Source organism: Acinetobacter sp. NRRL B-65365 (assembly GCF_001605865.1).
In the GTDB taxonomy this organism is placed as follows: domain Bacteria; phylum Pseudomonadota; class Gammaproteobacteria; order Pseudomonadales; family Moraxellaceae; genus Acinetobacter; species Acinetobacter vivianii.
On record NZ_LRPD01000031.1, the window covers coordinates 25,147 to 47,723 of the forward strand.

Annotated in this window: 21 protein-coding genes and 1 pseudogene; 12 read left to right on the forward strand and 10 right to left on the reverse strand. The window is 40.4% G+C overall.

Annotated features, from left to right (window positions below; all coding sequences use genetic code 11):
- The first annotated feature begins 99 nt into the window (after window positions 1-99).
- Window positions 100-1,083 carry an NAD(P)H-dependent flavin oxidoreductase gene (locus AWW72_RS12410; protein ID WP_005257745.1) on the forward strand — a complete coding sequence of 328 codons (984 nt, stop codon included), beginning with the start codon at window positions 100-102 and terminating at the stop codon, window positions 1,081-1,083.
- A 48-nt stretch (window positions 1,084-1,131) separates the two neighbouring features.
- Here the strand turns inward: AWW72_RS12410 and AWW72_RS12415 are convergent, their stop codons facing one another.
- From AWW72_RS12415 to AWW72_RS12430, 4 genes are all read right to left on the reverse strand, one after another.
- Complete coding sequence (locus tag AWW72_RS12415) at window positions 1,132-2,118, reverse strand: NAD(P)H-quinone oxidoreductase (protein ID WP_062847546.1); 987 nt, start codon at window positions 2,116-2,118, stop codon at window positions 1,132-1,134.
- An 89-nt stretch (window positions 2,119-2,207) separates the two neighbouring features.
- On the reverse strand, window positions 2,208-3,653 hold the full coding sequence (locus tag AWW72_RS12420; protein WP_004772257.1) for a coniferyl aldehyde dehydrogenase: 1,446 nt from the start codon (window positions 3,651-3,653) through the stop codon (window positions 2,208-2,210).
- Window positions 3,654-3,709: 56 nt separating this feature from the next.
- Window positions 3,710-4,954, reverse strand: coding sequence for a saccharopine dehydrogenase family protein (locus tag AWW72_RS12425; protein WP_062847547.1), 1,245 nt, complete (start codon window positions 4,952-4,954; stop codon window positions 3,710-3,712).
- 34 nt (window positions 4,955-4,988) lie between these two features.
- Window positions 4,989-5,885: an acetoacetate decarboxylase family protein gene (locus AWW72_RS12430; protein ID WP_062847548.1), complete on the reverse strand. Its 897-nt coding sequence runs from the start codon at window positions 5,883-5,885 to the stop codon at window positions 4,989-4,991.
- A 426-nt stretch (window positions 5,886-6,311) separates the two neighbouring features.
- Here AWW72_RS12430 and AWW72_RS12435 point away from each other — a divergent pair, with 426 nt between their 5' ends.
- Window positions 6,312-7,142 carry an alpha/beta fold hydrolase gene (locus AWW72_RS12435; protein ID WP_032869652.1) on the forward strand — a complete coding sequence of 277 codons (831 nt, stop codon included), beginning with the start codon at window positions 6,312-6,314 and terminating at the stop codon, window positions 7,140-7,142.
- 174 nt (window positions 7,143-7,316) lie between these two features.
- Window positions 7,317-8,546 carry an NADH:flavin oxidoreductase/NADH oxidase family protein gene (locus AWW72_RS12440; protein ID WP_062847549.1) on the forward strand — a complete coding sequence of 410 codons (1,230 nt, stop codon included), beginning with the start codon at window positions 7,317-7,319 and terminating at the stop codon, window positions 8,544-8,546.
- Window positions 8,547-8,853: 307 nt separating this feature from the next.
- On the opposite strand, the gene AWW72_RS12445 is transcribed toward AWW72_RS12440, so the two are convergent.
- The 3 genes from AWW72_RS12445 to AWW72_RS12455 form a co-directional block, all read right to left on the reverse strand.
- The gene (locus AWW72_RS12445; protein ID WP_062847550.1) at window positions 8,854-9,900 is read right to left on the reverse strand and encodes an acetoacetate decarboxylase family protein; all 1,047 of its coding nucleotides are present in this window, start codon (window positions 9,898-9,900) and stop codon (window positions 8,854-8,856) included.
- Window positions 9,901-10,089: 189 nt separating this feature from the next.
- A complete protein-coding gene (locus AWW72_RS12450) occupies window positions 10,090-10,893 on the reverse strand; it encodes a type 1 glutamine amidotransferase domain-containing protein (protein ID WP_062847551.1) in 804 nt (267 codons plus the stop codon).
- A gap of 112 nt (window positions 10,894-11,005) precedes the next feature.
- Complete coding sequence (locus AWW72_RS12455) at window positions 11,006-11,425, reverse strand: MerR family transcriptional regulator (protein WP_047427589.1); 420 nt, start codon at window positions 11,423-11,425, stop codon at window positions 11,006-11,008.
- A gap of 92 nt (window positions 11,426-11,517) precedes the next feature.
- Between AWW72_RS12455 and AWW72_RS12460 the strand changes: the two genes are divergently transcribed.
- From AWW72_RS12460 to AWW72_RS12475, 4 genes are all read left to right on the forward strand, one after another.
- Entirely contained in the window at window positions 11,518-12,231 is a 714-nt protein-coding gene (locus AWW72_RS12460) for a type 1 glutamine amidotransferase domain-containing protein (RefSeq protein WP_062847552.1), read from the forward strand.
- Between the two features lie 344 nt (window positions 12,232-12,575).
- The gene (locus tag AWW72_RS12465) at window positions 12,576-13,232 is read left to right on the forward strand and encodes a hypothetical protein (protein ID WP_062847553.1); all 657 of its coding nucleotides are present in this window, start codon (window positions 12,576-12,578) and stop codon (window positions 13,230-13,232) included.
- Window positions 13,233-13,586: 354 nt separating this feature from the next.
- Entirely contained in the window at window positions 13,587-14,843 is a 1,257-nt protein-coding gene (mhpT, locus tag AWW72_RS12470; RefSeq protein WP_062847554.1) for a 3-(3-hydroxy-phenyl)propionate transporter MhpT, read from the forward strand.
- A 196-nt stretch (window positions 14,844-15,039) separates the two neighbouring features.
- Window positions 15,040-15,714, forward strand: coding sequence for a YjjG family noncanonical pyrimidine nucleotidase (locus AWW72_RS12475; RefSeq protein ID WP_004772237.1), 675 nt, complete (start codon window positions 15,040-15,042; stop codon window positions 15,712-15,714).
- A 30-nt stretch (window positions 15,715-15,744) separates the two neighbouring features.
- Here the strand turns inward: AWW72_RS12475 and AWW72_RS12480 are convergent, their stop codons facing one another.
- Complete coding sequence (locus AWW72_RS12480) at window positions 15,745-16,314, reverse strand: helix-turn-helix domain-containing protein (RefSeq protein WP_062847555.1); 570 nt, start codon at window positions 16,312-16,314, stop codon at window positions 15,745-15,747.
- Window positions 16,315-16,407: 93 nt separating this feature from the next.
- Here AWW72_RS12480 and AWW72_RS12485 point away from each other — a divergent pair, with 93 nt between their 5' ends.
- From AWW72_RS12485 to AWW72_RS12495, 3 genes and pseudogenes are all read left to right on the forward strand, one after another.
- Window positions 16,408-17,592, forward strand: a complete 1,185-nt coding sequence (locus tag AWW72_RS12485; RefSeq protein WP_062847556.1) for a benzoate/H(+) symporter BenE family transporter — start codon at window positions 16,408-16,410, stop codon at window positions 17,590-17,592.
- A gap of 47 nt (window positions 17,593-17,639) precedes the next feature.
- Window positions 17,640-17,765 (forward strand): annotated as a pseudogene (locus tag AWW72_RS19190) (phosphonoacetaldehyde hydrolase); the annotation flags it as partial.
- A 612-nt stretch (window positions 17,766-18,377) separates the two neighbouring features.
- Entirely contained in the window at window positions 18,378-18,893 is a 516-nt protein-coding gene (locus tag AWW72_RS12495) for a hypothetical protein (RefSeq protein WP_062847557.1), read from the forward strand.
- Between the two features lie 123 nt (window positions 18,894-19,016).
- On the opposite strand, the gene AWW72_RS12500 is transcribed toward AWW72_RS12495, so the two are convergent.
- Window positions 19,017-19,913, reverse strand: coding sequence for a LysR family transcriptional regulator (locus AWW72_RS12500; RefSeq protein WP_062847558.1), 897 nt, complete (start codon window positions 19,911-19,913; stop codon window positions 19,017-19,019).
- Window positions 19,914-20,036: 123 nt separating this feature from the next.
- On the opposite strand from AWW72_RS12500, the gene AWW72_RS12505 reads away from it, so the two are divergent.
- Together AWW72_RS12505 and AWW72_RS12510 are read left to right on the forward strand one after the other, a co-directional pair.
- On the forward strand, window positions 20,037-20,792 hold the full coding sequence (locus tag AWW72_RS12505) for an SDR family oxidoreductase (RefSeq protein WP_062847559.1): 756 nt from the start codon (window positions 20,037-20,039) through the stop codon (window positions 20,790-20,792).
- A gap of 345 nt (window positions 20,793-21,137) precedes the next feature.
- Window positions 21,138-22,070, forward strand: a complete 933-nt coding sequence (locus AWW72_RS12510) for an LpxL/LpxP family acyltransferase (RefSeq protein ID WP_062847560.1) — start codon at window positions 21,138-21,140, stop codon at window positions 22,068-22,070.
- A 110-nt stretch (window positions 22,071-22,180) separates the two neighbouring features.
- On the opposite strand, the gene AWW72_RS12515 is transcribed toward AWW72_RS12510, so the two are convergent.
- Window positions 22,181-22,414 (reverse strand): DUF2171 domain-containing protein, encoded by a 234-nt coding sequence (locus AWW72_RS12515; protein ID WP_004772208.1) that lies wholly within the window; start codon window positions 22,412-22,414, stop codon window positions 22,181-22,183.
- Window positions 22,415-22,577 lie beyond the last annotated feature (163 nt).

Below are 22,577 nucleotides of genomic sequence, written 5' to 3' on the forward strand. Positions count from 1 at the left end.
TCCCGATATGATCAGGTGAAGCAACAATCAGGCGTTGATAATTTAAATGGCTTGATGAACGTATTGAAATAAAAATTTATCTTAAAAAGGGCATATTTCATGTCAAACATTCCAGAAGTACTCAAGCACTTAAGACTTCCTGTTATTGGATCTCCATTATTTATCATTAGCACACCTCAACTGGTGCTTGCTCAATGTAAAGCTGGAATCGTTGGCTCCATGCCTGCGCTAAATGCACGTCCAGCAGAAAAGCTGGAGGAATGGCTAAAAGAAATTACAGACGGAATTGCAGAACATAATGCCTTACACCCAGACCGTCCCGCAGCGCCATTTGCGATTAACCAGATTGTGCATAAAAGTAATAATCGTCTCGAACATGACATGGAACTGATTGTTAAATATAAAGTTCCGATTGTTATTACCTCTTTGGGCGCTCGAACTGAAATTAATGATGCAACGCATAGTTATGGTGGCGTAGTCTTGCATGATGTGATTAATAATCGCTTTGCCCAAAAAGCCATAGAAAAAGGTGCTGATGGCTTAATTGCAGTAGCCGCAGGTGCAGGTGGACATGCAGGCGTAAAGAGCCCATTTCCATTAATTCAGGAAATTCGAGAATGGTTTGATGGGCCTTTAGCTTTATCTGGAGCAATTTCTACAGGGGATGCCATTTTGGCAGCGCAAGCGATGGGTGCTGATTTTGGTTATATTGGCTCTGCATTTATCGCAACTCATGAAGCCAATGCAACGGATGCTTATAAACAGGCCATCGTTGATCATAATTCAGATGAAATTGTCTATTCCAACTTATTTACTGGCGTACATGGCAACTATTTAGCACCAAGTATTCGTGCAGCAGGGCTTGATCCAGCCAATTTGCCCGAAGGTAATTTGAAGGACATGGATTTTAGTACTTCCAGTGAAGATGGCACACAGCATAAAGTGAAAGCGTGGCGAGACATCTGGGGATGTGGGCAAGGCCTAAATGCGGTGAAAGCAACCACATCGGTTGCCGAGCTGGTTGATCGTCTTGAAAGAGAATATCGAGCAGCTAGACAACGTTTAATGCTGAATAATATTTAATTAAAGAAAGAGCTAAAAGCAATACTTTTAGCTCTTTTCAAAGCCATATTATTTTTTCACGATTAATGCCAGCTTGCCGACATGTTGTCCCTGATTTAAGAGTTCATGGGCCTGACGAGCCTGCTCCAGATCAAAAGATTGATAAAGCAAAGGCTTGATTTGTCCTTTGGAAATTAAAGGCCAAACTTTTTCCTGCAAGGCAGACATGACTTCCGCTTTAGCTTCGGATGATTGTGAGCGTAAAGTTGCGCCTGTATGCGTCAGGCGTTTTGCTAACATCGGAAAAATATTAAGGTTCTGCGCGAGACCTTTTAATACACCAATTTGTAAAATGGTGCCATTCATCGCGGCAACGTCATAATTTCGCTGAATATAATCACCCGCAATAATGTCCAGTACGAAGTCTACGCCTTTACCATCGGTATGTTTCTTGACTTCTTCAACAAAGTCTTTTTCGTGATAATTAATAGCAACATCCGCACCAAGTTCCAGACTGGCTTTTTGATGTGCTTCACTAGAAACCGTAGTAAAAATTTGTGTGGCGCCAAATGCTCGGGTCAACATGGTTGCTGTCGTGCCAATACCAGAAGTACCACCATGAATTAAAATCGAACTATTCGGGCGAAATTTAGCGTGCTGGAATAAATGCGACCAAACTGTCATAAAGGTCTCAAGTAATATACCGCCTTCCACCAAAGTCAGTCCTTCGGGAATAAAAAGAACATTATCTTGATGAGCGACAACATATTCAGCATAACCACCGCCAGGTACGAGAGCACACACTTCGTCGCCCGCTTTAAATTTGCTGACAGATTTTCCCACCTGTTTCACAATGCCTGAAACTTCCAGTCCCGGAATATCGGTCACGCCAGGCGGAGGGGCATATAAGCCCTGACGTTGCATCACATCTGGGCCATTGATACCAGCGGCAACCACTTCGATTAATATTCCTTCATCACTCAATTCCGGCATAGGTCTTTCACTGACCGTAATGACTTCCGGGCCACCCGCACCGTTAAACGTAATACATTTCATGAGACTGTACCTTATTCGATATTTTATAAATTTGCGTAAAATCGCAGTGGTAGAATGAGAATAGAAAACTGCCACTGCATGGAGTTCAATTAAACATCAGATTTTTTCTTGCCTAATGTGACGGCGAGTGCCAGTTCCATAAATTTGCCAAACGGGGCATGTAACAGGCTTGGAAAATTCCAGCGTCCTTGATCAAAAACACCTTTGGCATGACTCATGGAGCGGAATCCTTCAATGCCATGATAAGCGCCCATACCGCTTGGTCCGACACCGCCAAATGGCAAGTCATCTTGAGCAACATGAATGATGGTATTGTTGATACCGACATTGCCAGATGTGGTTCGTCTCAGCAATTTTTTACAATCCGAATCTTTTTCACCAAAATAATATAAGGCGAGTGGGCGATCCCGCTGATTAATATAGTCAATCACTTCATCGATATGACGATAGGTTCTTACGGGTAGAATTGGCCCAAAGATTTCTTCTTGCATAATGGCATCATCGTCCCGCGCACCAACCACCAAAGTAGGGGCTAGGGTACGAATACGCTCCGAAGCTGATTCGGGTTTTGTGCCCATTTCAAGCACACGGGCGCCGCGCTTACGAGCCTCATCCAGCAAGCCTTGCAAACGTGCATAGTGACGTTCACTCACGATAGAACTGTAATCCTGACAATCTGGCCCATCTGGATAAAAACGTGTTACCGTCTCATTGAACTGCTGGATAAAGTCTTCTAGATCATCTTCATGGATCAATGCATAATCAGGCGCAACACATGTCTGTCCGCTATTTGACAATTTCCCATAAGCAATACTGGTCATCGTCCGACGATTTACATGTCCGCGGGCGACAATCACCGGACTTTTACCACCGAGCTCAAGCGTCAGCGGGACAAGATGATCACTAGCAGCCTTCATCACTTTACGACCAACAGGCGTACTGCCTGTAAATAATAAATGATCAAAAGGCAAAGCACTGAAAGCAGCTCCAACTTCAGGCCCGCCTAAAATCACGGCAACCTCCTCAATAGGAAAAGTTGCTGTAAGCATACGGTGCATCACATCACTGGTACGTGGTGTCAGTTCTGAAGGTTTAAGCATGGCCCGATTACCCGCTGCCAATGCAGTCGCGAGCGGGATAAGCGTCAATGAAATAGGATAGTTCCAAGGTGACATCACGCCAATGATGCCTTTGGGCTGATATTCCACATGGGCTTTTGCAGCTCGATAAAACAGGCTGACATGACGGCGTTCAGCCTTCATGAATCGGCGTAAATGACGTGAGAGATAATCAATCGACTGTACAATCCCAACCAGTTCCATCACATCTGTTTCGTGTGCTGAACGATGTCCAAAATCTTCACTGACCGCGGTTTGTAATTCAGTACGATAGGCAAGTACAGCAGCGCGTAGCTTCGCCAGATTGGCTTTGCGTTGTGCCAGACTTGGCGGCTCCGCGGCCAGAAAAGCCTGACGTTGCTGTTTCAATATTTCAGATGCATTGTTCACATGACTGATATCGTTAAATGTGTTCATCTTCAACCTCATGAATTTTGGCAGACAGGCTGCCGACATGTGGATATTGGCTACACTTAGAGCTGTTGAAACTCTAGGCCTGCATGCTTGGTCAAACGTTGAATAAACCGATCATCAAACATGGTTGCAGGTGTCCAGAAACCACCAGCACGGCCCGTTTTTTTATCTTCTTTAACATGATCAATTGCAAGACTTAAGGCAGCTTGTCCCAACATTTTTCCAGTAGAGCCATAGCCTGGATCACGATCACCTGTGACTTTGATTTTGAGGGTTTGACCTGCTTCAGTTTTGCCGATAAAACGTAAATCAAAACGTCCTGTACGCTGCTGTTCTGGGGTAGGACCTTCGCCTGGTTTTGGCAACATATAACGTTCCATCAGCTGGCTCACAGGTTTACTGACTGCGGCGAGCATGAAGACACCTAAGCCAGAAACCACGCCTAAGGCTTTGAAACGTCCTTTTAAACCATCGCCAGTTAAAATGGCTTCGTTATAGCTAAAGTTGCTGCCATAGGCATTGCCTGATAACGCGTTAGAACGATGCACAACACGTTCATTGACTGCTGCCATCACGAATGGCGCAATCCATGCATTAAAATCTGGATCGAATTTCGCGGTTTTAATATAAATTTGTCGTTGGCTATTGCCATGATCTGGCGGGCAAAGCACATAAGGATTGACCAGATCTTTACGTAGTGCAGGATCAGCAGCAGCTTCTTGAATTACATTAATAAGACTCGCAACTGTGCCACCCGACGCACCACCTTTTAAGGTCTTGACCCGCATGCTGACTTGCGTTGCAGGTGCATTGAACTGTTTTTGAGCCTGTTGCTGTAAGTAATAAACCCCCATATCCGATGGAACTGAATCAAAACCACAACAATGCACAATGCGTGCGCTTGATTGCTGGGCTTGAGATTCGTATTTCTCGATCATTTTTTTGATCCATTGGGTTTCACCTGTCAGATCACAATAATCTGTACCATTGGTTACACAGGCCTGAATCAAGGGTTCGCCATATAAAGCGTAAGGGCCAACCGTTGAAACCACCACACGCGTCTGTGCGCACAATGCGTTTAGCTCAGCTTGATTGCTTGCATCGGCGATCAGGATTGGCAAAGATTCTCCCAAAGTACCTAAACTACTTTTAAGGTCTTGTAGTTTTTGTTGAGAGCGGCCCGCAATGGCCCAGCGCAGTTGTTCCTGTTGGGTCGAAAAATATTCTGCTAGATATCGGGTCAGAATTTGCCCAACAAAACTGGTGGCACCGAATACAACAAGATCATAATTGGTTTGTGTCATTGTTTATTTTCCTTCATTTTAAGTGGTTTAATATTTAAAGTGGTTTCGGTAAATTGAGCACAACCTGAGCATCTTCAACCACATCCAGACGAAGAATTCTGGATGCTCCCAGCTCATCCAGTAACTGGCTTAAAGGCCCGCCATGACGAAGCAACTTGACCTTTTTCGGTAATAATTGCTGTGCCAATGAAAGGGGATTAGATTGCACCAGTGTTTGATGCCATTTGCCATCAACTTGATGGAGCATCGTCGCTTCAGTCATTCGAGATTCAGATTTCACATGCTGTAAAGCAGGTGTCACTGCGGTCAGGCTTAAATCGATCTTGCCTGTGGTATCTGTCAGATTTGCATGAATTTGATCGGGATGAATCTCGACATTAATTTCGGTGAGCCATTTCGGCAGTTGATAGCCATATACGCCACGAACCCGTGCGATCTCGGTATCGACAGGCAATGCCAATACATGGCCATAAAAATGACGTTGTCGAATCGAATTGGCCAGCTCTAAAACATGTGAGCCATGCGCCTCTGGTTTACGCACAACAATTGCAACAGAGACTTCGTTATACGGATCATTATCGCAAACAGAATAGCGGAAGAAGGTTAATGCTACCAAGCCATAACCAGGCAACGCACGTAAAGGCTGCAAAGGCGCAGGTAACTTTTTCTTGAGTTGTTTGAGCGGTGCCAACATGAGTACTTGCACGTTATTGCTACGATAATAAAAATTCGGTGCCCAGACAGGGCCAACCCTCGATTCGACTAGCTTCTTTGGAATCTTACGAAAAAAATCGATATTTCCAGCAGCAGGATCCTGAGCAACTTCATCAAGGTTTGGGTTCATTCTAAAACGGTCATAGTAGCCACCTTTAGGAACGCTAACCTTTTGTTGTCCAAACTCAACTTCAGTAAACTGTTTATTGCTGTTCATATTGGTTAACCTTTAATTGATCAAGTTATTCAAAATGCCTGTATAAGAATCCATGCATTTGTCATCTGAGATCACTATAAGATTAAAGCTAACTTTAAAGTCAAGCCCTAAAATTTCTGTTTCGGAAAACGGGCGCTGAATTCGTTGAAAGTATGTAAACAGAATAGACCATAAAATATTTTTAAATCTTTAATAAAACATTAAATTTCAATAGCTCATCTTCAATTTTGTCTTTTATTTCTAAATTATAAAATTACATTTTTATTATCAGAATGGGACTAAACCCGTTGACCTTGAAGTGAACTTTAACCTTAGTATAGAGTGGCTATCCATACAGATAGTTTTAAAAATAATGTGATTTTACCGACATGAATTACAACATAGATCATGACTCGACAGTGTAAATCTTACACAGGAGAAACAAAGATGGCGTACGTTACGACAAAAGATGGTGTAGAAATTTTTTATAAGGACTGGGGTCCACGAGATGCACAGGTCCTCTTTTTCCATCATGGCTGGCCACTGAGCTCAGATGATTGGGATGCCCAGTTACTTTTTTTCTTAAACGAAGGTTTCCGTGTCGTCGCACATGATCGTCGTGGGCATGGCCGTTCCAGTCAGGTTTGGGATGGACATGATATGGATCATTATGCTGATGATGTCGCTGCGGTAGTACAACATCTCGGGATTAAGAATGCCATTCATATCGGACATTCAACAGGAGGTGGGGAAGTAGCACATTACATCGCGCGTCATGGCGAAGAAAATGTTGCCAAAGCCGTGCTAGTGAGTGCAGTGCCACCCATTATGGTAAAAACGCCGAATAATCCTGACGGCTTACCGAAAGAAGTGTTTGATGACCTGCAAAACCAGTTATTCAAGAATAGATCGCAATTTTATTACGATTTGCCTGCTGGTCCTTTCTATGGTTTTAATCGTCCTGATGCAAAACCATCTGAGCCTGTGATCTGGAACTGGTGGCGACAAGGGATGATGGGTGGTGCCAAAGCACATTACGATGGCATCGTGGCTTTTTCCCAAACCGATTTTACTGAAGATTTGAAAAAGATTTCAGTGCCTGTGCTGGTGATGCATGGCGATGATGATCAGGTGGTTCCTTATGAAAATTCGGGCGCATTGTCAGCCAAGCTAGTGCAAAACGGTACTTTAAAAACGTATAAAGGTTTCTCACATGGAATGCTCACCGTAAACGCGGATGTGATTAATCCAGATTTACTGGCATTTATCCGCCAATAATCCATTTTACTCAACTCAATCAAAATAGAGGCCTGCGTGCCTCTATTTTTTTATTCCCTAATTAACTGAATCTAAAAATATTTATAAAAAATATATTATTCCATTTGATAAAACTATTGACATTAAAGTTGGCTTTAATCTTAAAGTAAATCCATACTCAATGAGGTCACAAAAATGAAAGTATTTGAAAAACTGGTTTTCCCGAATGGTTCTGATATTCCCAACCGCATTGCAAAAGCGGCAATGGAAGAAAATATGGCAGATATCAATCATGCGCCGTCGGAAGAACTGATGCGTTTATATCAGGCATGGGCGGATGGTGGCGTTGGTTTAATCATTACCGGTAATGTGATGGTGGATCGCCGTGCAATGACAGGGCCTGGCGGCGTGGTACTTGAAGATGAACAGCATCTGGACACCTTTAAGCGCTGGGCACAAATCGGACGTTCTAAAGGCGCACAAGTCTGGTTGCAGATCAATCATCCGGGGCGTCAGATGCAATCCAATTTAGGTCAGGATACTTGGGCACCTTCAGCCGTTGCACTAGATTTGGGCAAAATGTCAGATCGTTTTAATACGCCAATTGAAATGAATCAGGACATGATTCAGGAAGTGATAGACCGCTTTGCCAATACTGCACGTCTAGGTGAAAAAGCTGGCTTTACAGGTGTTGAAATCCACGCAGCGCATGGTTATTTAATCAGCCAGTTCCTTTCACCACTCAGCAATAAACGTCAGGATCAGTGGGGCGGTTCTCTGGAAAGTCGGGCACGTATCCTGATCGAGATTGTCAAAGCAGTACGTGCTGTGGTTGCTGAGACATTTACCGTGGCTGTGAAACTCAATTCAGCAGATTTCCAGCGCGGTGGTTTTAGTGCGGAAGATGCACAGCAAGTGGTGCAGATGCTAAATGGATTAGCAGTCGATCTGGTCGAGCTGTCTGGTGGTAGCTATGAAGCACCTGCCATGCAAGGACAGGCACGTGATGGACGCACCTTGGCACGTGAAGCTTATTTTCTGGAATTTGCTCAGGAGATCCGCAAAGTAGCCAAAATGCCAGTGATGGTAACAGGTGGAATTCGCCGTAAACAGGTGGCTGAGCAAGTGATTGAAAGTGGTGTCGATATGGTCGGGATTGCGACTGCGTTGGCAATCGAACCAAATTTACCTCATCAATGGCAGCAAGGGCAGAACACGGCACCTGAATTACAGCCCATCCACTGGAAAAACAAAACGCTGGCTTCTTTGGCAAATATGGCCACAGTGAAATTTCAGTTGCGTAAATTGAGCCTTGGAAAGCACCCGAATCCAAAAGTTTCTCCACTTTGGGCACTGATTCTGCAACAAGCCGCGATGGCACGCCGTACCCGTCTTTATAAAAACCAGATGCGTCATTATGCCTAAGCATATTAAACAGCAGCAGAGCTTCTAAACTTTTTATAGTTTGAATCATGAAGCGATAGCCAATGGCAGCTCATCTGTCATTGGCTTTTTTATTGAGAGCTTTTTTGCAATCTACGATCAGACTATTAGACATCAACCCAATGTTCTACAATCCTACACAAGCAAATAAGATGGGTACTTCGGTTTAAAACTAAAAAGAAATAATTGACCAAAGATGAGAATTTTCTATTTTTAAAACGACAAACATTTTAGTGCAAATAAAAAATACCCGCTTTCAATCTGAAAACGGGTACTGGATGCCATAAACTTACTTTTTATGCTTGCTGACCTGATCCAGCGCAGGATAAGGAACAGGCATATTCAGGGCTAATTGAGCATCTTTGACCACATCGAGACGTAAGATCTTATCCGCACCCAAATCATTCAGAAGTTTCGTCAATGGCCCGCCACTACGCACCAGTTGTACGTCCTTTGGAAATAACGTTTGTCCAAATGCCAATGTATTTGACTCTACAGACGTGCTGTGCCATTTACCATCAACCAGTTGATACATGGTCTTGGTTTCAATTCTTGATTGTGGCTTCACCGTTTTAATTTTTGGCAAAGGCGCAGTCAGACTTAAATCAGGTTGACCATCTGTATTAAAAATCTGAGCCTGTAGTTTGTGACTACCGATATTCAGATCAATCGGTGTGAGCCATTTCGGTAACTGGTAGCCATAAACACCGCGAACACGGGCAATTTCCGTATCGACAGGTAAAGCCAGTACATAACCATAATATTTATGCTTACGCATTGAGCTTAATAATTCAGTGCTATTGAAATGATGTGCACCAGGCTGACGAACCACAATGGCAACAGAAACTTCATCGTATGGATCGACATCTCCCACAGCATAGGAAAAGAAGGTTAGAGAAACTAAACCATAACCAGGGAAAGGCTGTAAGGGCTCAAGTGGTGCAGGTAGCTTGGTTTTTAATTTTGCGATTGGGGCAAGCATCAACAACTGGACATTGCTGGTACGGTAATAAAAATTTGGTGACCAGACTTTACCCACACGCGTATCTACCAGCTTTTTAGGAATAGTACGGAAATAATCAATATTTCCAGCGGCTGGGTCTTTCGCTACTTCATCTAAATCAGGATTCATACGAAAACGATCATAATAACCACCTTTAGGTACATTGACTTTATAAGGACCAAATTCAACAACAGTGGTTTGCGCTGTGTTCTGTGAGGTATGGATTTGATTTGCGAGCTGATTGGGCTCAGTTGCATAAGTTGCAATGCTGAGCAATACACTTGCTGCTATTGCCGAGATTGAACGACTTAAATGACGTTGATTGAAGTTCATGAGATTCCTCCTGTTAACCTTTTAAGATGCTAAGATTAAAGCTAACTTTAAGGTCAAGCATTTTTTGAAGGCTTTCACTCATTCAATGCATGAGAACAATGAATCAATAGGGAAATATAAATCTCATTGAGAAATATATATTTTTAATAAAAAAGCCAGATTGTTAGGATCTGGCTTTAATGGCATTTTTTATTTTAAAGTACTGAGACGTTTGACCACAGCTTCCGCAATTTCTTTACTCGACTGTGGATTTTGTCCTGTAATAATGCGGTCATCCACAACCACATAAGACGTAAATGGCACCCACGCACGCTTATAGTGTGCGCCACGTTGTACCAGACCATCTTGCAATGAGAAAGGGACTTGCGATTTGATGCCTGAGAGTGTTTCCTCAATATTGGCAAATCCTGTTACAGTTCGACCTGCAATCAATGCTTTGCCCTGATCGTCCTGAAGCGACAATAAACCTCCTACACCATGACAAACAGCGGATACCACACCACCTTGCTGGTAAATCTGCTCACTGATCTTTTTCAGGCCCTCATTTTTGGGGAAATCCCACATGGTGCCGTGACCGCCCGTATAATAAATTGCCTTGTAACGGGATGGATCAATCGCATTAGGTGCAAGTGTATTATTTAAACGCTGCATAAATTTAGGATCTGCAAGATGTGCTTTAGCTGATTTATCTAGATAAATGGGCTTTAGGCTGCGTTCATCTAAAGGAACAGCGCCACCTTGTGGACTAACAAAATCCATGTCATAGCCAGCAGCTTGTGCAATATCATAAAAATGGGTCAGTTCAGTCAACCATAAGCCTGTATGATCTGAACGAGAAGGGTAAGCAGCGTGGTTGGTCATCACCACCAGAATTTTACCTAAGGATTTCGTTTGTACATTTTGCGCAGATTCAGCCGCTAAGGCCGAGTTAACCGAAAAGATCAGCATAAAAATACTGATCAACCACTTTTGAAGATTCCAACGTTGCAACATGACAGGTTCCTCATTAATCACCTGTCAAAGATCCTATGCTTAAAGTAAGGTTTAAGGTCAATAGCTTTTGATCTGTTTCTGATGAGGAAAGAACTATAAAAGAGGGGGCCGATTATTTTTCAGCATTATCATTGCTATAGTAAAGATTGAGCAAACGCTGCGCATTTTCTGCACAGGTGATTTCATCTGGCTTGTTATTAATTGCAGTAATCATCACTCGAAGATTCTGTTTGCTCATGGCCAGTTTCTGCTCTAAGTCTTCAATATCCTTGATTTTACTTTCCAGCAGATTAATCAGAACATCATGATCCCAAGAACTGACATTTGAAGGGAGAAAAGCCTTGATCTCGGTCAAAGAGAAACCGACTTGTTGTGCTTGCTGAATCACGAATAATTGTTTGAGGTCATTTTCGCTATATTCACGATAACCATTCGATTTGCGCTTTGCTTTCGGTAACAGTTTAATCTGCTCATAATAACGAATCGTTGGAGTGGTTAAACCACTACGTTTCGATAATTCACTGATATTCATTTTACCGATTTCCTCTTGACATTAAAGCTAACTTTAGACTTATAGTGAGACAAAAGCAAGACTAAAAATAACGTTAAAAGCTGAGGTGAAAAATGTCTAAACGTATCCTGCATGTGGTGACCAATGTTGCCCAATATGAAAAAGTTGATCGTCCAACAGGTCTATGGCTAGGGGAGTTGACCCATGCCTATGACGAGTTTGAAAAGCATCATTATATTCAAGATATTGTGAGTCCTTTGGGAGGTCGTTCGCCGATTGAGCCTAAATCACTAGAGCGTTTCGTGGCTGACACTTCTGTTTTAAAGCGCAAAAATGATCCTGCATTTATGCAATTACTGGAAACAACCAAGAAACCTGCCGAGATTAATTGGCAAGATTACGATGCGATTTATTACACGGGTGGACATGGTGTGATGTGGGACTTTTTAGATAATCCTGAGCTGCAACAGATCACCAAGAATATTTATGAAAAAGGTGGCATTGTTGCTAGTGTCTGTCATGGTTATTGTGGATTGCTCAATGTTCAGCTTTCAAATGGACAATACTTGATTGCAGGTAAAAAGCTGACTGGCTTTGCGTGGTGCGAAGAGGTATTGGCTGGTGTGGCAAAAAAAGTGCCCTATAACGCAGAACAACTGGCAAAAGAGCGGGGTGCAGATTATGAAAAGAAATTGATTCCTTTTATGCCGAATGTCGTTCGAGATGGCAACCTCATTACAGGACAGAATCCATTTTCAGCGCGTGTGACTGCATTGGCAATAATTGAAGCATTAAAAGATAAAGACCGATTAGATCGGAACATATGAGTTAAAGCATAAAACAATATTTATACTGCTGGCTCTAAAAATAAGTTTAAACGTCAACTGACGGCTAGCCATTTCTTAATATGTTGTATTGATTTTATCAATACAACATATTGTTTTTTTTATATAGACCTAATTTTCAGATTTGGTACATTTCTAAAAAGAAAGAAGCATTCCCCATGATGAGGCTTCAGGGATGATTAAGAGTTTATTTGATCATTTATTTTAATTTCAGAATAAAACGATTGTACTAGATATAAGGCCTAAAATTTTTTCAAGATTTATTGTTCACAATATTTCAGTAATTCTTTATGCCTAAAATTTAGCAATTACACAAGGATGTGATAGTGAAAATCATAAGATATATAACGGTAGTGAGTTTAGGTGTACTGATAAATAGTCAAGCTTTTGCAGAGCAGAGTGTAGGTGGATTCATTGCAACCTATATCGTTCCAAAAGCAACAGTTGAAGTTAAAAATACTGGAAGTGCAAAAATAACAGGCGATGCTCGAGCATACGGTATTGTTGCCGAACTAAATAAAGATCAATGGTTTGGATATATACATTATGAAGGAGCTTCTATTGATATGGATGCATTACCAGAACCAGGTATTGATGTAGATGAATATCGTCTTGGGATAGGCTGGCGAAAGAAGTTAGCAAAAGGTTCTGTACAGACAAGTGTTGAATATTTTGGTCAACGTGAGCAATTTGATTTTTCTATGATTCCTGAATGGAATGATTCTGGTGTTGGTATTCATGTTAATGGAGAATATTTATTAGGTCTCATCGCAGGAAAAACCCCAATCGTTGGTTTCATTGATGTTGGCTATCTTGATTTAAATAAAAGCGATGCAGAGGAATATCGATTTGGTGTAAAAAGTATGCTAAGTAAAAACCTTGGTGTGATGTCAGCCTATCGTATTTTTAAACAGGAGGTGAATAAAACTGAAGATAAAACAACATTGAAAGGACTAAATTTAGCTATTTCATATCTATTTTAGATATATAATGAGAATATTCAGCTTTTCATGCAATTTAAAATGTTGGTTATACAAAAAATAATCAACATTTTAAAACACAAATATAGTTCACAAATATCCATTCGCTGAACTGGTTTATATTTCTAACACAAAAAAGTTAAAGAAAGGTGATGTCAGATTTAACTAATAATTGTTAAAAATTCAGAGTTTCAAAAATGCTCTCGATGAACCACGATTACATATTGCATAAGTTTATTTTGTATTGCGTAACTTTTTTCGCTCTGCTAGTCTTTTTTTGCTTTCTCTGAAAATATGCCAACATAAGGATTGTATACAAGAGATTATAAATTCGAAGAATCAAAAAGGAAGATAGAAATGTTAAAGGATGCAGAAGTCGCATCACCGTCATCAAAAATTGGCATGATCATTACATTAGTTTTATGTTTTATTTTCGCCATTATTGAAGGCTTTGATTTGCAGTCAATGGGCGTTGCAGCTCCCAGAATGAAAGCGGAAATGCTACTGAACAGTACGGAAATGGGCTGGGTATTTAGCGCAGCGGTTCTGGGGACTTTACCAGGTGCCATGATTGCAGGAAGGATCGCTGATTCGATTGGACGTAAAAAGGTATTTATTAGCTGTATTCTTATTTTTGGCCTGATGTCTTTATTAACGCCTTTTGCCCAACAACTGAATACCTTACTGTTGGTAAGATTTCTGACAGGATTAGGCATGGGTGGGGCCTTGCCCATTGTGATTACCATGGTTTCCGAGGCTGTGAGTGAAAAATACAAAGCCACGGCGGTAAGTGTGATGTATTGCGGTATGCCAATTGGCGGTGTACTCACTTCTGTGGTTGCATTATCTCTCACTGCCGATCATGAGTGGCGACATATCTTCTACTTCGGTGGGATCGCACCTTTATTACTGGTACCTTTTCTGATTTTCTTCCTACCTGAATCAAAAGCTTATCTCAATAAAACGGCGACCAGTCCAGCAAAAAATCAAAGCTTGATGACAGTTTTGTTTGCAAAGCCACGAGTGCTAATCACTTCGAGTCTATGGTTAAGTTTCTTTGGAACGCTTTTGGTATTGGCGCTATTCCAAAACTGGTTACCAACGCTCATTTCAGGATTAGGACTTAATAAAGAGCAAGCAAGTTATATCCAGATTGGCTTTAATTTGGGTGGTTCAATCGGCGTACTCATTTTAGGTTTTATGCTGGATCGTTTGAATAAGTTTGTGATTGTTGCAAGTGTTTATAGTGGTATTTTGCTCTCGCTGATTGGTCTTGCTTATTCTAATAGCGCATTTAGCTTTACCTTATTTGCCACTGGATGCGGTATGTTTGTGATTGGTTGTCAGTCAATTCTCTACACCTTAGCAGCCAAATATTATCCGACGGAAATGCGAGGAACGGGTGTCGGTGCTGCTGTCGCAATTGGCAGGATAGGTGCGTTTTCTGGCCCATTAGTCGCGGGGTATTTACTGGGAACAGGTCAAAGTGAAATTGTGGTGATTGCTTCAAGTATTCCGATGATTTTATTGGCCGCCATTTCAGCACTGATCTTACTTTGTAAACCGACGCATTCCGTAGAAGAAAAAGATAATCTAAAGATCGTCACCACCTGATTTGCTCTTATTCTTGGAAGGTTAGAAAAAAATTAATTTTTCGACGTCCTCAAACAAAGGAAATAGCACGGCTGTTTCCTTTTTTATTTCAGTCTGCAAATGCACCCATATAGATTCAAGATGATGTACATTGGCTTTTGACTTATCGGTATAATAAAATAGCGGCGATTGAGGATGAGCAGATAGGAAGAGTAGGATGTATAAGGCGATTTTCTTTGATATTGATGATACCTTGCTGAATTTTAGCGTGGCGAATCGATCGGCATTTGTGAAATCATTTGGGGAATTCAATTTACATCATGATGATCTGACCTATTCCACTTATAAACAAATTAACCATCTTTTATGGGAAAGACAGAAGTTAGGTCAAATTACCGTACAGGATGTGATTAATAATCGCTTTAAAGAACTGTTTACTGCACTAAAAGTTGAAATTAACCACGATCATTTTCGTGATACCTTTCAAGGTAATCTGGCAAAAGAACATACCCTTGAAGAAGGTGCAGCAGAAGCAATCCAGTATTTGAGCCAGAAATATAAACTCTTTGCCGCTTCCAATAGCATTCTGCTTCAACAAAAAGCACGTTTACACTTGGCGGGTTTATTGCCGCATTTCTCTGATTTATATGTTTCTGATGATGTAGGTTATGAAAAACCCGACCAGCGTTTTTTCCAGACCTGCTTAGCCAGAAGTAATATCGCCAAAGAAGAAATACTTTTTATTGGGGACAGTTTAGAGGCAGATATCAAGGGGGCAACATCCTGTGAAATCCCAACCTGCTGGTATAACCCGAAACAACTCAAAAATGAACAGAATCTGAATATTACTTATACCATTCAACATCTGTCAGATCTGACCAAGATCCTATAAAAACAAAAGCGTGCCTTTGCTGATAAGATGTTAAGAGGCAGGACGTGGATAGTGAATGACATTGTGCATAATCACACTCTGCTCACCCGTATTGGCATAGGTATGCGGAATATCGGCATGAAAGCGGATGGATTCTCCTGCGGCCACAGTATGATTCATCCCCTCAAGCTGTAACTGCAATACCCCAGCAAACACAATAATATGCTCAATTACGCCTGCCTCATGTGGGCTAGATTCACTTTTTGCACCCGGTAGCAATTCAATCTTCAACACATCCATTCGGAGTTCTTCATCAAAAGGAATCAGAGGACTAACGCGCATTCCTGAATGATCCTGTTCAAAAACAGGTAAATCACTGAAATGATGAATCTCTGGTTGGGTTTGAGCTTGCCCACCTTCAAGAAAAGTCGAAAATGCAATATTGAATCCTGTGGCGATTTTCCAGAGAGTTGCAACAGTCGGACTCGACTTACCCAACTCAATCTGCCCAAGCATCGCTTTACTCACACCGGTTAATTCAGCAGTCTGACTAAGACTCAAACCTCGCTCGGTTCTTAATTTTTTTAGAGCTTCGGCAACATTGGGTGGAATATCTTGCATAAATAGAAGTCTTCTTGATTAAAAAGGATTGTCCGTTATAACAGACGATGATACTTTAGTCACTCTACCGTCATCTTCAGTAAAGTACTTCCTATGCGTAACTTAGCATTTTTTAGGTCTTCCTCACCAGCCATGATCATGACTGGACTTGTGGCGGTACTGGTGGGCTATGCCAGTTCTTTGGCCATTATTTTGCAGGCACTGGAAAGAGCTGGGCTGGATGCTTCGCAAACTGGAAGCTGGCTGATGATGCTGGGTATCGGCATGGGGATCACCAGTATTGGCTTGTCGCTATATTACCGTACCCCGATTTTAACAGCATGGTCGACACCCGGAATTGCCTTGCTTGCAACCAGCCTGACTGGAGTAAGTATTAATGAAGTGGTGGGGGTGTTTATTTTTGCTTCGGGACTAATGCTGTTATGTGGCGCGACCGGTATTTTTGCCAAACTCATGAATTACATTCCACGTTCCATCGCTTCTGCGATGTTGGCGGGCATCCTGTTACGCTTTGGCTTAAGTACATTTGAAGCATTACAGGTCAACTTTATCCTGTGTATTGCCATGTTGGCGGCATTTGTTTTGACCCGACGCTGGTTTCCACTCTATGCCATTATTGCAACACTGATTACAGGAATTGTTGTTGCAGGACTCAGCGGGGATTTGCATTTTACACAGACCAGCAACGTGTTTACGCTTCCGACCTTTATCCAGCCGCATTTCACCATGACTACGCTGATTGGTGTCGGGATTCCATTTTTTATTGTCTCTCTCGCATCTCAAAATGCGCCGGGTATTGCAATTTTACAGGCCAGCGGTTATTCACCTAAAACGTCAATGTTGCTGGTGTGTACGTCCTTAACCGCGATCATATTAGCGCCGTGGGGTGGTTTTAGTATCTGTATTGCAGCCATTACTGCAGCGCTTTGTATGGCACCTGATGTTCATCCAAATCCTGCAAAACGTTATATTGCATCTACATGGGCAGGGATCTTTTATTTAATTGCAGGGATTTTTGGTGGCGCAATTTTTATATTGTTTAATGGCTTACCAACTGTATTAATCCATATTCTTGCTGGATTGGCCTTAATCACCACCTTGATGAACAGTCTGCATCAAGCTTTGGCAGAAGAGCAAGGCCGTGATGCAGCGATTATCTGTTTTCTTCTCACTGCATCAGGTGTCACTTTATTAGGCATCGGTTCAGCATTTTGGGGCTTGGTCGGCGGGATTATTGCGTATCAGATTTTAGTGAAACGTGATCATAAAACAGCGTAGAGAATCGGCTTTTAGCTGCTAAAACTTCGAAGAATGGTAAAAAATCTCTCAAAGACAAAGCTTATGCAAAAATGAATCAGTCAGGTGCGCATTATGTAATTGATAGCATCGCTGATTTACCAGCGGTTTTGGATGATATTGAGCGCCGTCTAAATCAAGGTGAAAAGCCTTAACTTATCGAAAGAAACCAAGCCAATTGATAGATAAAAATCAATTGGCTTTTTTATATCTAATTAAGCGTAAGAATATCATTTAGCAGGATCAACTGATGAATAGAAAAGAGTTAGAAATTTGAGATAAAAAGGTGTAAAAAGAAAATAGAAAAATTAATTTTTATAAGAACACAATTTATAAAGATATTTCAAAGGAGTTGTTATGCATGATTGGTCTTTCATTTCAATCAATATTATTTGAGTTGAAGCAAAGATAGTGATTCAGCTTAGGAACAACAAGTCTGAGGATGTATTTTTAATAGCTGAAAACTTTCTCAACTTTAAGTTAACCAAAAAGGATGAGTGGGGTGAAAGTATATCCTTAAATGAAATAACTAGATTTGATAGAATGGATAATGGGAATTTTTATATAAAACTAGAGATTCAATCAGGGAATGTATGTGAAATAGAAGCCAAGAATATAATCTTACCATCTTTTATCACAACTCTATAACTTAAGTTATGATTTTTCCTAGAGTCATAATTAAGAATTTTAAAAATCTTTGTACTCAACTTAAAGTTAGCAAAAACTCTCTAAATAGATGTATCTAATAGATATTATTGAAGGCCAATATGAATAGAGAAGCAATAAAATCTTTAATTAGCAAAAATATTAGACTAGATAAGGACTTACCTTTTTATGTTTTCAAAGAAAATAATTATATTTTTTGGTTTTTTGAAAGACCATTATTAGATTATAAGGATATTCTAGACAGTTTAATTCATATTAATTCAACCAATTTCAAAGAAGAAGTTTTCATTACATTTGGAAATTTAAACAAGGAGAATTTCTCATACTATAGTTTTAGAAATAAGGATGAACTCGAAAGTATCGATGGTTTAGAGGAATCAAGGCTAGAGTATCCAATTATCATAATAAATAAAAATTGTGATTGGTTAGCTTTCGAGAGTTCACGAGAGGAAATTGGCGTAATTGCTTTAAAAACAAATAGACCTACCTCTAAAGAAATCGAAAAAAAATTTAATGAAATTTTCATTACGATGAATGAGTTAGAACAAATAAGAGAAAAAGGAGGATGGTATTCAAAAGTAGCAGCTGCATTTATTCTAAACTATTATAGGCATTAAAATTATCTTTAAAATCATAGTAATCTAAAGTAGCGACAAAATTTCCATCTTAATCATAAAAAATATTTCTAATTTTCTTACAACGAATCATTTTAAAATTTCAGTTTTAGGTGCAACCCTTCATCAACCCAAAGGATAGCGTTTAAATAACTGTACGATCCATTCAATAAAAACTTTCTGTCTCGGTGAAACCAGTGTCTTAGAAGGATACAGTAAAGAGACAGGCAACGAAGGTACGGGATAATGAGGCAAGACTTCACACAGTACGCCTTGTGCAAGTTCATCAACATGACCATAACGCGGCACTTGTATCAGCCCAAAGTGTTGTTTCGCTGCTGCTGAGTAGGTATGCGCACCATTGACCTGAATCATAAAGGGCAAATCATAATTTTTTAGTTCGCCCTCAACCATCAACTCCAGCGGAAGATTCTTCTGACGGGCAGTGGAATAAAACCCAACCATAACATGGCTTTTAAGCGAGTCTAGGTGATGGGGCGTACCGTATTGTTGTAAATATTGCGGACTTGCCAACGTGACTTGCTGGATATTTCCCAGATGCCTAACGATCAGTTCACTATTATTTAGTTGTCCGATCCGGATCACGCAATCAATTCCTTCCTTAATCACGTCAACATAACGATCGCTTTCTGTCAGCCGTAATTGGATTTGAGGAAATTCGCTTAAAAAATCTCGTAATTTTGGCAGAATAAAATGAGAGGCAAAAATACCATGCACTTCTATTTTTAAGGTTCCTTGAGGTTTTGCATGCAAAAAATCATGATCTGATTCATTGATATAGCTCAAGATATACTTACAGCGCTCATAATAAATCTGGCCTTCATCGGTCGGTCGAACCTGACGTGTGGTACGGAATAACAGGCGTGTATTTAATTGGGTCTCTAACTGCTTGATCGCATCCGTGAGTGTAGAGCGGGGCAGGTTTAATATTTGCGCCGCTTTGGTAAAACTTTGCTGCTCGACCACATGGATAAAAGCAGACATTGCATTTAACTTATCCATATCTTGATGTCCTTTGTTCGGCTTATTCGGACAAAGATGTCAGAATCCGATAGATTATTAACTGATAGCTGAACAGTATCATAGAACGCATAAGATGATAAGTTTCATTCAATGAGGTTTAAAATGACAAATACAGCAGCACATTCTGATCGGTCAAAAGTAATTTTAATTACGGGTGCTTCTCGAGGCATTGGTGCTTTTACGGCAAATTTACTGGCTCAGCAAGGACATCAGATTATTATTAACTATGCCAATAATGATCAGGAAGCAGATCAAGTGGTAAAGAAAATTCAGGCTGCGGGCGGCATCGCGAGTGCGTTTAAAGCCAATATCAGCCATTCAGATGAAGTGACCCAACTTTTCGATTATGTGATCCAGACCTATGGTCGTGTGGATGTCCTGATTAATAATGCTGGCATCATGCGTTTAAGTAAAATCGAGCAGGTCGATGATGAAAGTATTGATCAAATTCTGGTAATCAATCTGAAAGGATCTTTATATACCATGCGCGAAGCGGCAAAAAGACTGACACATGGTGGAAAAATTATTAATTTATCCAGTAGTGTGGTTGGGCTAAAACTTGAAGGCTATGGTGTTTATGCAGCTTCAAAAGCGGCAATTGAATCTTTAACTGCTATTTTAGCCAAGGAACTTCGAGGTAAAAATATTACCGTTAATGCGATTGCGCCTGGGCCAACTGCGACTGAGCTTTTTTTAGAAGGGAAGAGTGAAGCGTTGATTGCACAGTTAAGCAAAGCTGCACCATTGGAACGCTTGGGTCAGGTAGAAGATATTGCCGCAGTTTTAGATTTTGCAGTGAATGAAGCCAGCAACTGGATCAATGCCCAAGTACTTCGTGTCAATGGTGGCATCATCTAATACAAAACAATGCTGACTGAAGCTTTGTGTTTCGTTCAGCGCTACAGCTAAAAATACTGTATTTCTGGTCTCTATATTGAAACGAATATGAGAATCTTTGGGTAGGTGAGAATTCAGGACTTCAAAGACCAAACTTGATATATATCACACAATGCAAATAATATGCCTAATAAATCTTTTAATAATTTTTATAGATATTAATCATGCAGTTATAATGATTTTGCCGATTTTATAAAAACAATATCGGCTTTTAACTGATTAAATTGTTGTGATTGTAAGCATGATACAACATAAAATATTTATATATGCTAGGCTGTTTAGTTTTTCTTAAGAAAATACTCTCAAATGGATTTAAAGCAGAAGCATGAAACAGGAAAGTTTTACTGGTCATTTTTATTACCCAAATATTGGGGAATATGGATCTCCCTTACGATTTTAATGTTATTTGCAATATTGCCGTGGGCGATTCAATGGAGATTAGCAGATGCTTTATCAAAGTTGGCGTGGAAAGTTTTAAAATCTCGACGTAAAACCACGTTAAGAAATTTTGAATTATGCTTTCCGCATAAAGATGTCTTAGAAAGAGAAGCTGAGGCAAAGCAAGTCTTTTTCAATATGATCATTGGTTTGTTCGAAGCCTTAAATGCTTGGTATAGCCCGAAATGGTATCGAAACCGTATACATATTCAAGGCTTAGAGCATATTTCACAAGCACGTGAGACAGGGGTTCTTTTATTAGGTAGCCACACCACGCTTTTAGATGCGGGTGGCTATATCAGCAGTTGTTTCTTTGATCTGGATGTAGTGTATCGTCCACAAAACAATCCCTTACTGGATATGTTAATCAGTCGGTCGCGTGCCACCATTTATAAAAATCAGATCTCCAAAAATGATATGAAAGGTTTAATTGGCAATCTGAAACAGGGAAGAGCCATTTGGTATAGCCCAGATCAGGATTTTGGCCTAAAACAAGGCGTTATGGCACCATTCTTTAATATTCAAGCGGCGACGGTAACGGCACATCGGAGACTAATGAACATCTCAAAAGTTCCCGCCATTCCTTTATTTTTCTATCGAACGGGTAATATCCGCAATCCTCAATATCATATTTTACTTGAGCCACCGTTACAGAATTTTCCAAGTCAGGATGAGGTTGCGGATGCAACCAAAGTCAATCTGATTCTAGAAAATCAAATCAGTATGTATCCAACTCAATATATGTGGTTTCACCGAAGATTTAAGACCCGAGCGCTAGGAGAAGCTGCTCTTTATTCATAATCGGTGAACTACAAGATTATTAGTTAAATCATCAATATAAAAAACCTACGACCAATCAAGGCAGTAGGTTTTTTATAAGCAAACAAAAATACTTTAGAGCATCGACTTCGTTATATCGCTTGCCATTGTTGCTTAACTTCTTCTGAGTTTTTAATCAGAACTACTTTGTCATCTTTGACCTCACCAATCCATGCCGTTGGGATCAGATGATGTTGATCGTTTTCATCGCGCGTCAGTTTGAGTTGGCTATCACCTTCAAGATGATCAACTGTTCCGACTTTGGTACCACAAGAAGCAATGACATCTGAATGTTTTTTAATATCTTGAATATTTAAAGTACTCATTTCTTGAACCTCTTTATAAACATCACAACACGGAAGCCTTTAAGCTACTTCATATTTCCTCATAATTGTTGGGTTTTAAATAATCCTTACAGGATGATTTTATAGATTCACCTAAACATACTGTTTAGTTAACAATGAAACAAAACGAAATAAATAGTTAAAT

Coding starts and splice junctions, on each gene's coding strand:
- AWW72_RS12410 (WP_005257745.1), top strand. CDS start 100: ATGTCAAACATTCCAGAAGTACTCAAGCACTTAAGACTTCCTGTTATT.
- AWW72_RS12415 (WP_062847546.1), bottom strand. CDS start 2,118: ATGAAATGTATTACGTTTAACGGTGCGGGTGGCCCGGAAGTCATTACG.
- AWW72_RS12420 (WP_004772257.1), bottom strand. CDS start 3,653: ATGAACACATTTAACGATATCAGTCATGTGAACAATGCATCTGAAATA.
- AWW72_RS12425 (WP_062847547.1), bottom strand. CDS start 4,954: ATGACACAAACCAATTATGATCTTGTTGTATTCGGTGCCACCAGTTTT.
- AWW72_RS12430 (WP_062847548.1), bottom strand. CDS start 5,885: ATGAACAGCAATAAACAGTTTACTGAAGTTGAGTTTGGACAACAAAAG.
- AWW72_RS12435 (WP_032869652.1), top strand. CDS start 6,312: ATGGCGTACGTTACGACAAAAGATGGTGTAGAAATTTTTTATAAGGAC.
- AWW72_RS12440 (WP_062847549.1), top strand. CDS start 7,317: ATGAAAGTATTTGAAAAACTGGTTTTCCCGAATGGTTCTGATATTCCC.
- AWW72_RS12445 (WP_062847550.1), bottom strand. CDS start 9,900: ATGAACTTCAATCAACGTCATTTAAGTCGTTCAATCTCGGCAATAGCA.
- AWW72_RS12450 (WP_062847551.1), bottom strand. CDS start 10,893: ATGTTGCAACGTTGGAATCTTCAAAAGTGGTTGATCAGTATTTTTATG.
- AWW72_RS12455 (WP_047427589.1), bottom strand. CDS start 11,425: ATGAATATCAGTGAATTATCGAAACGTAGTGGTTTAACCACTCCAACG.
- AWW72_RS12460 (WP_062847552.1), top strand. CDS start 11,518: ATGTCTAAACGTATCCTGCATGTGGTGACCAATGTTGCCCAATATGAA.
- mhpT (WP_062847554.1), top strand. CDS start 13,587: ATGTTAAAGGATGCAGAAGTCGCATCACCGTCATCAAAAATTGGCATG.
- AWW72_RS12475 (WP_004772237.1), top strand. CDS start 15,040: ATGTATAAGGCGATTTTCTTTGATATTGATGATACCTTGCTGAATTTT.
- AWW72_RS12480 (WP_062847555.1), bottom strand. CDS start 16,314: ATGCAAGATATTCCACCCAATGTTGCCGAAGCTCTAAAAAAATTAAGA.
- AWW72_RS12485 (WP_062847556.1), top strand. CDS start 16,408: ATGCGTAACTTAGCATTTTTTAGGTCTTCCTCACCAGCCATGATCATG.
- AWW72_RS12495 (WP_062847557.1), top strand. CDS start 18,378: ATGAATAGAGAAGCAATAAAATCTTTAATTAGCAAAAATATTAGACTA.
- AWW72_RS12500 (WP_062847558.1), bottom strand. CDS start 19,913: ATGGATAAGTTAAATGCAATGTCTGCTTTTATCCATGTGGTCGAGCAG.
- AWW72_RS12505 (WP_062847559.1), top strand. CDS start 20,037: ATGACAAATACAGCAGCACATTCTGATCGGTCAAAAGTAATTTTAATT.
- AWW72_RS12510 (WP_062847560.1), top strand. CDS start 21,138: ATGGATTTAAAGCAGAAGCATGAAACAGGAAAGTTTTACTGGTCATTT.
- AWW72_RS12515 (WP_004772208.1), bottom strand. CDS start 22,414: ATGAGTACTTTAAATATTCAAGATATTAAAAAACATTCAGATGTCATT.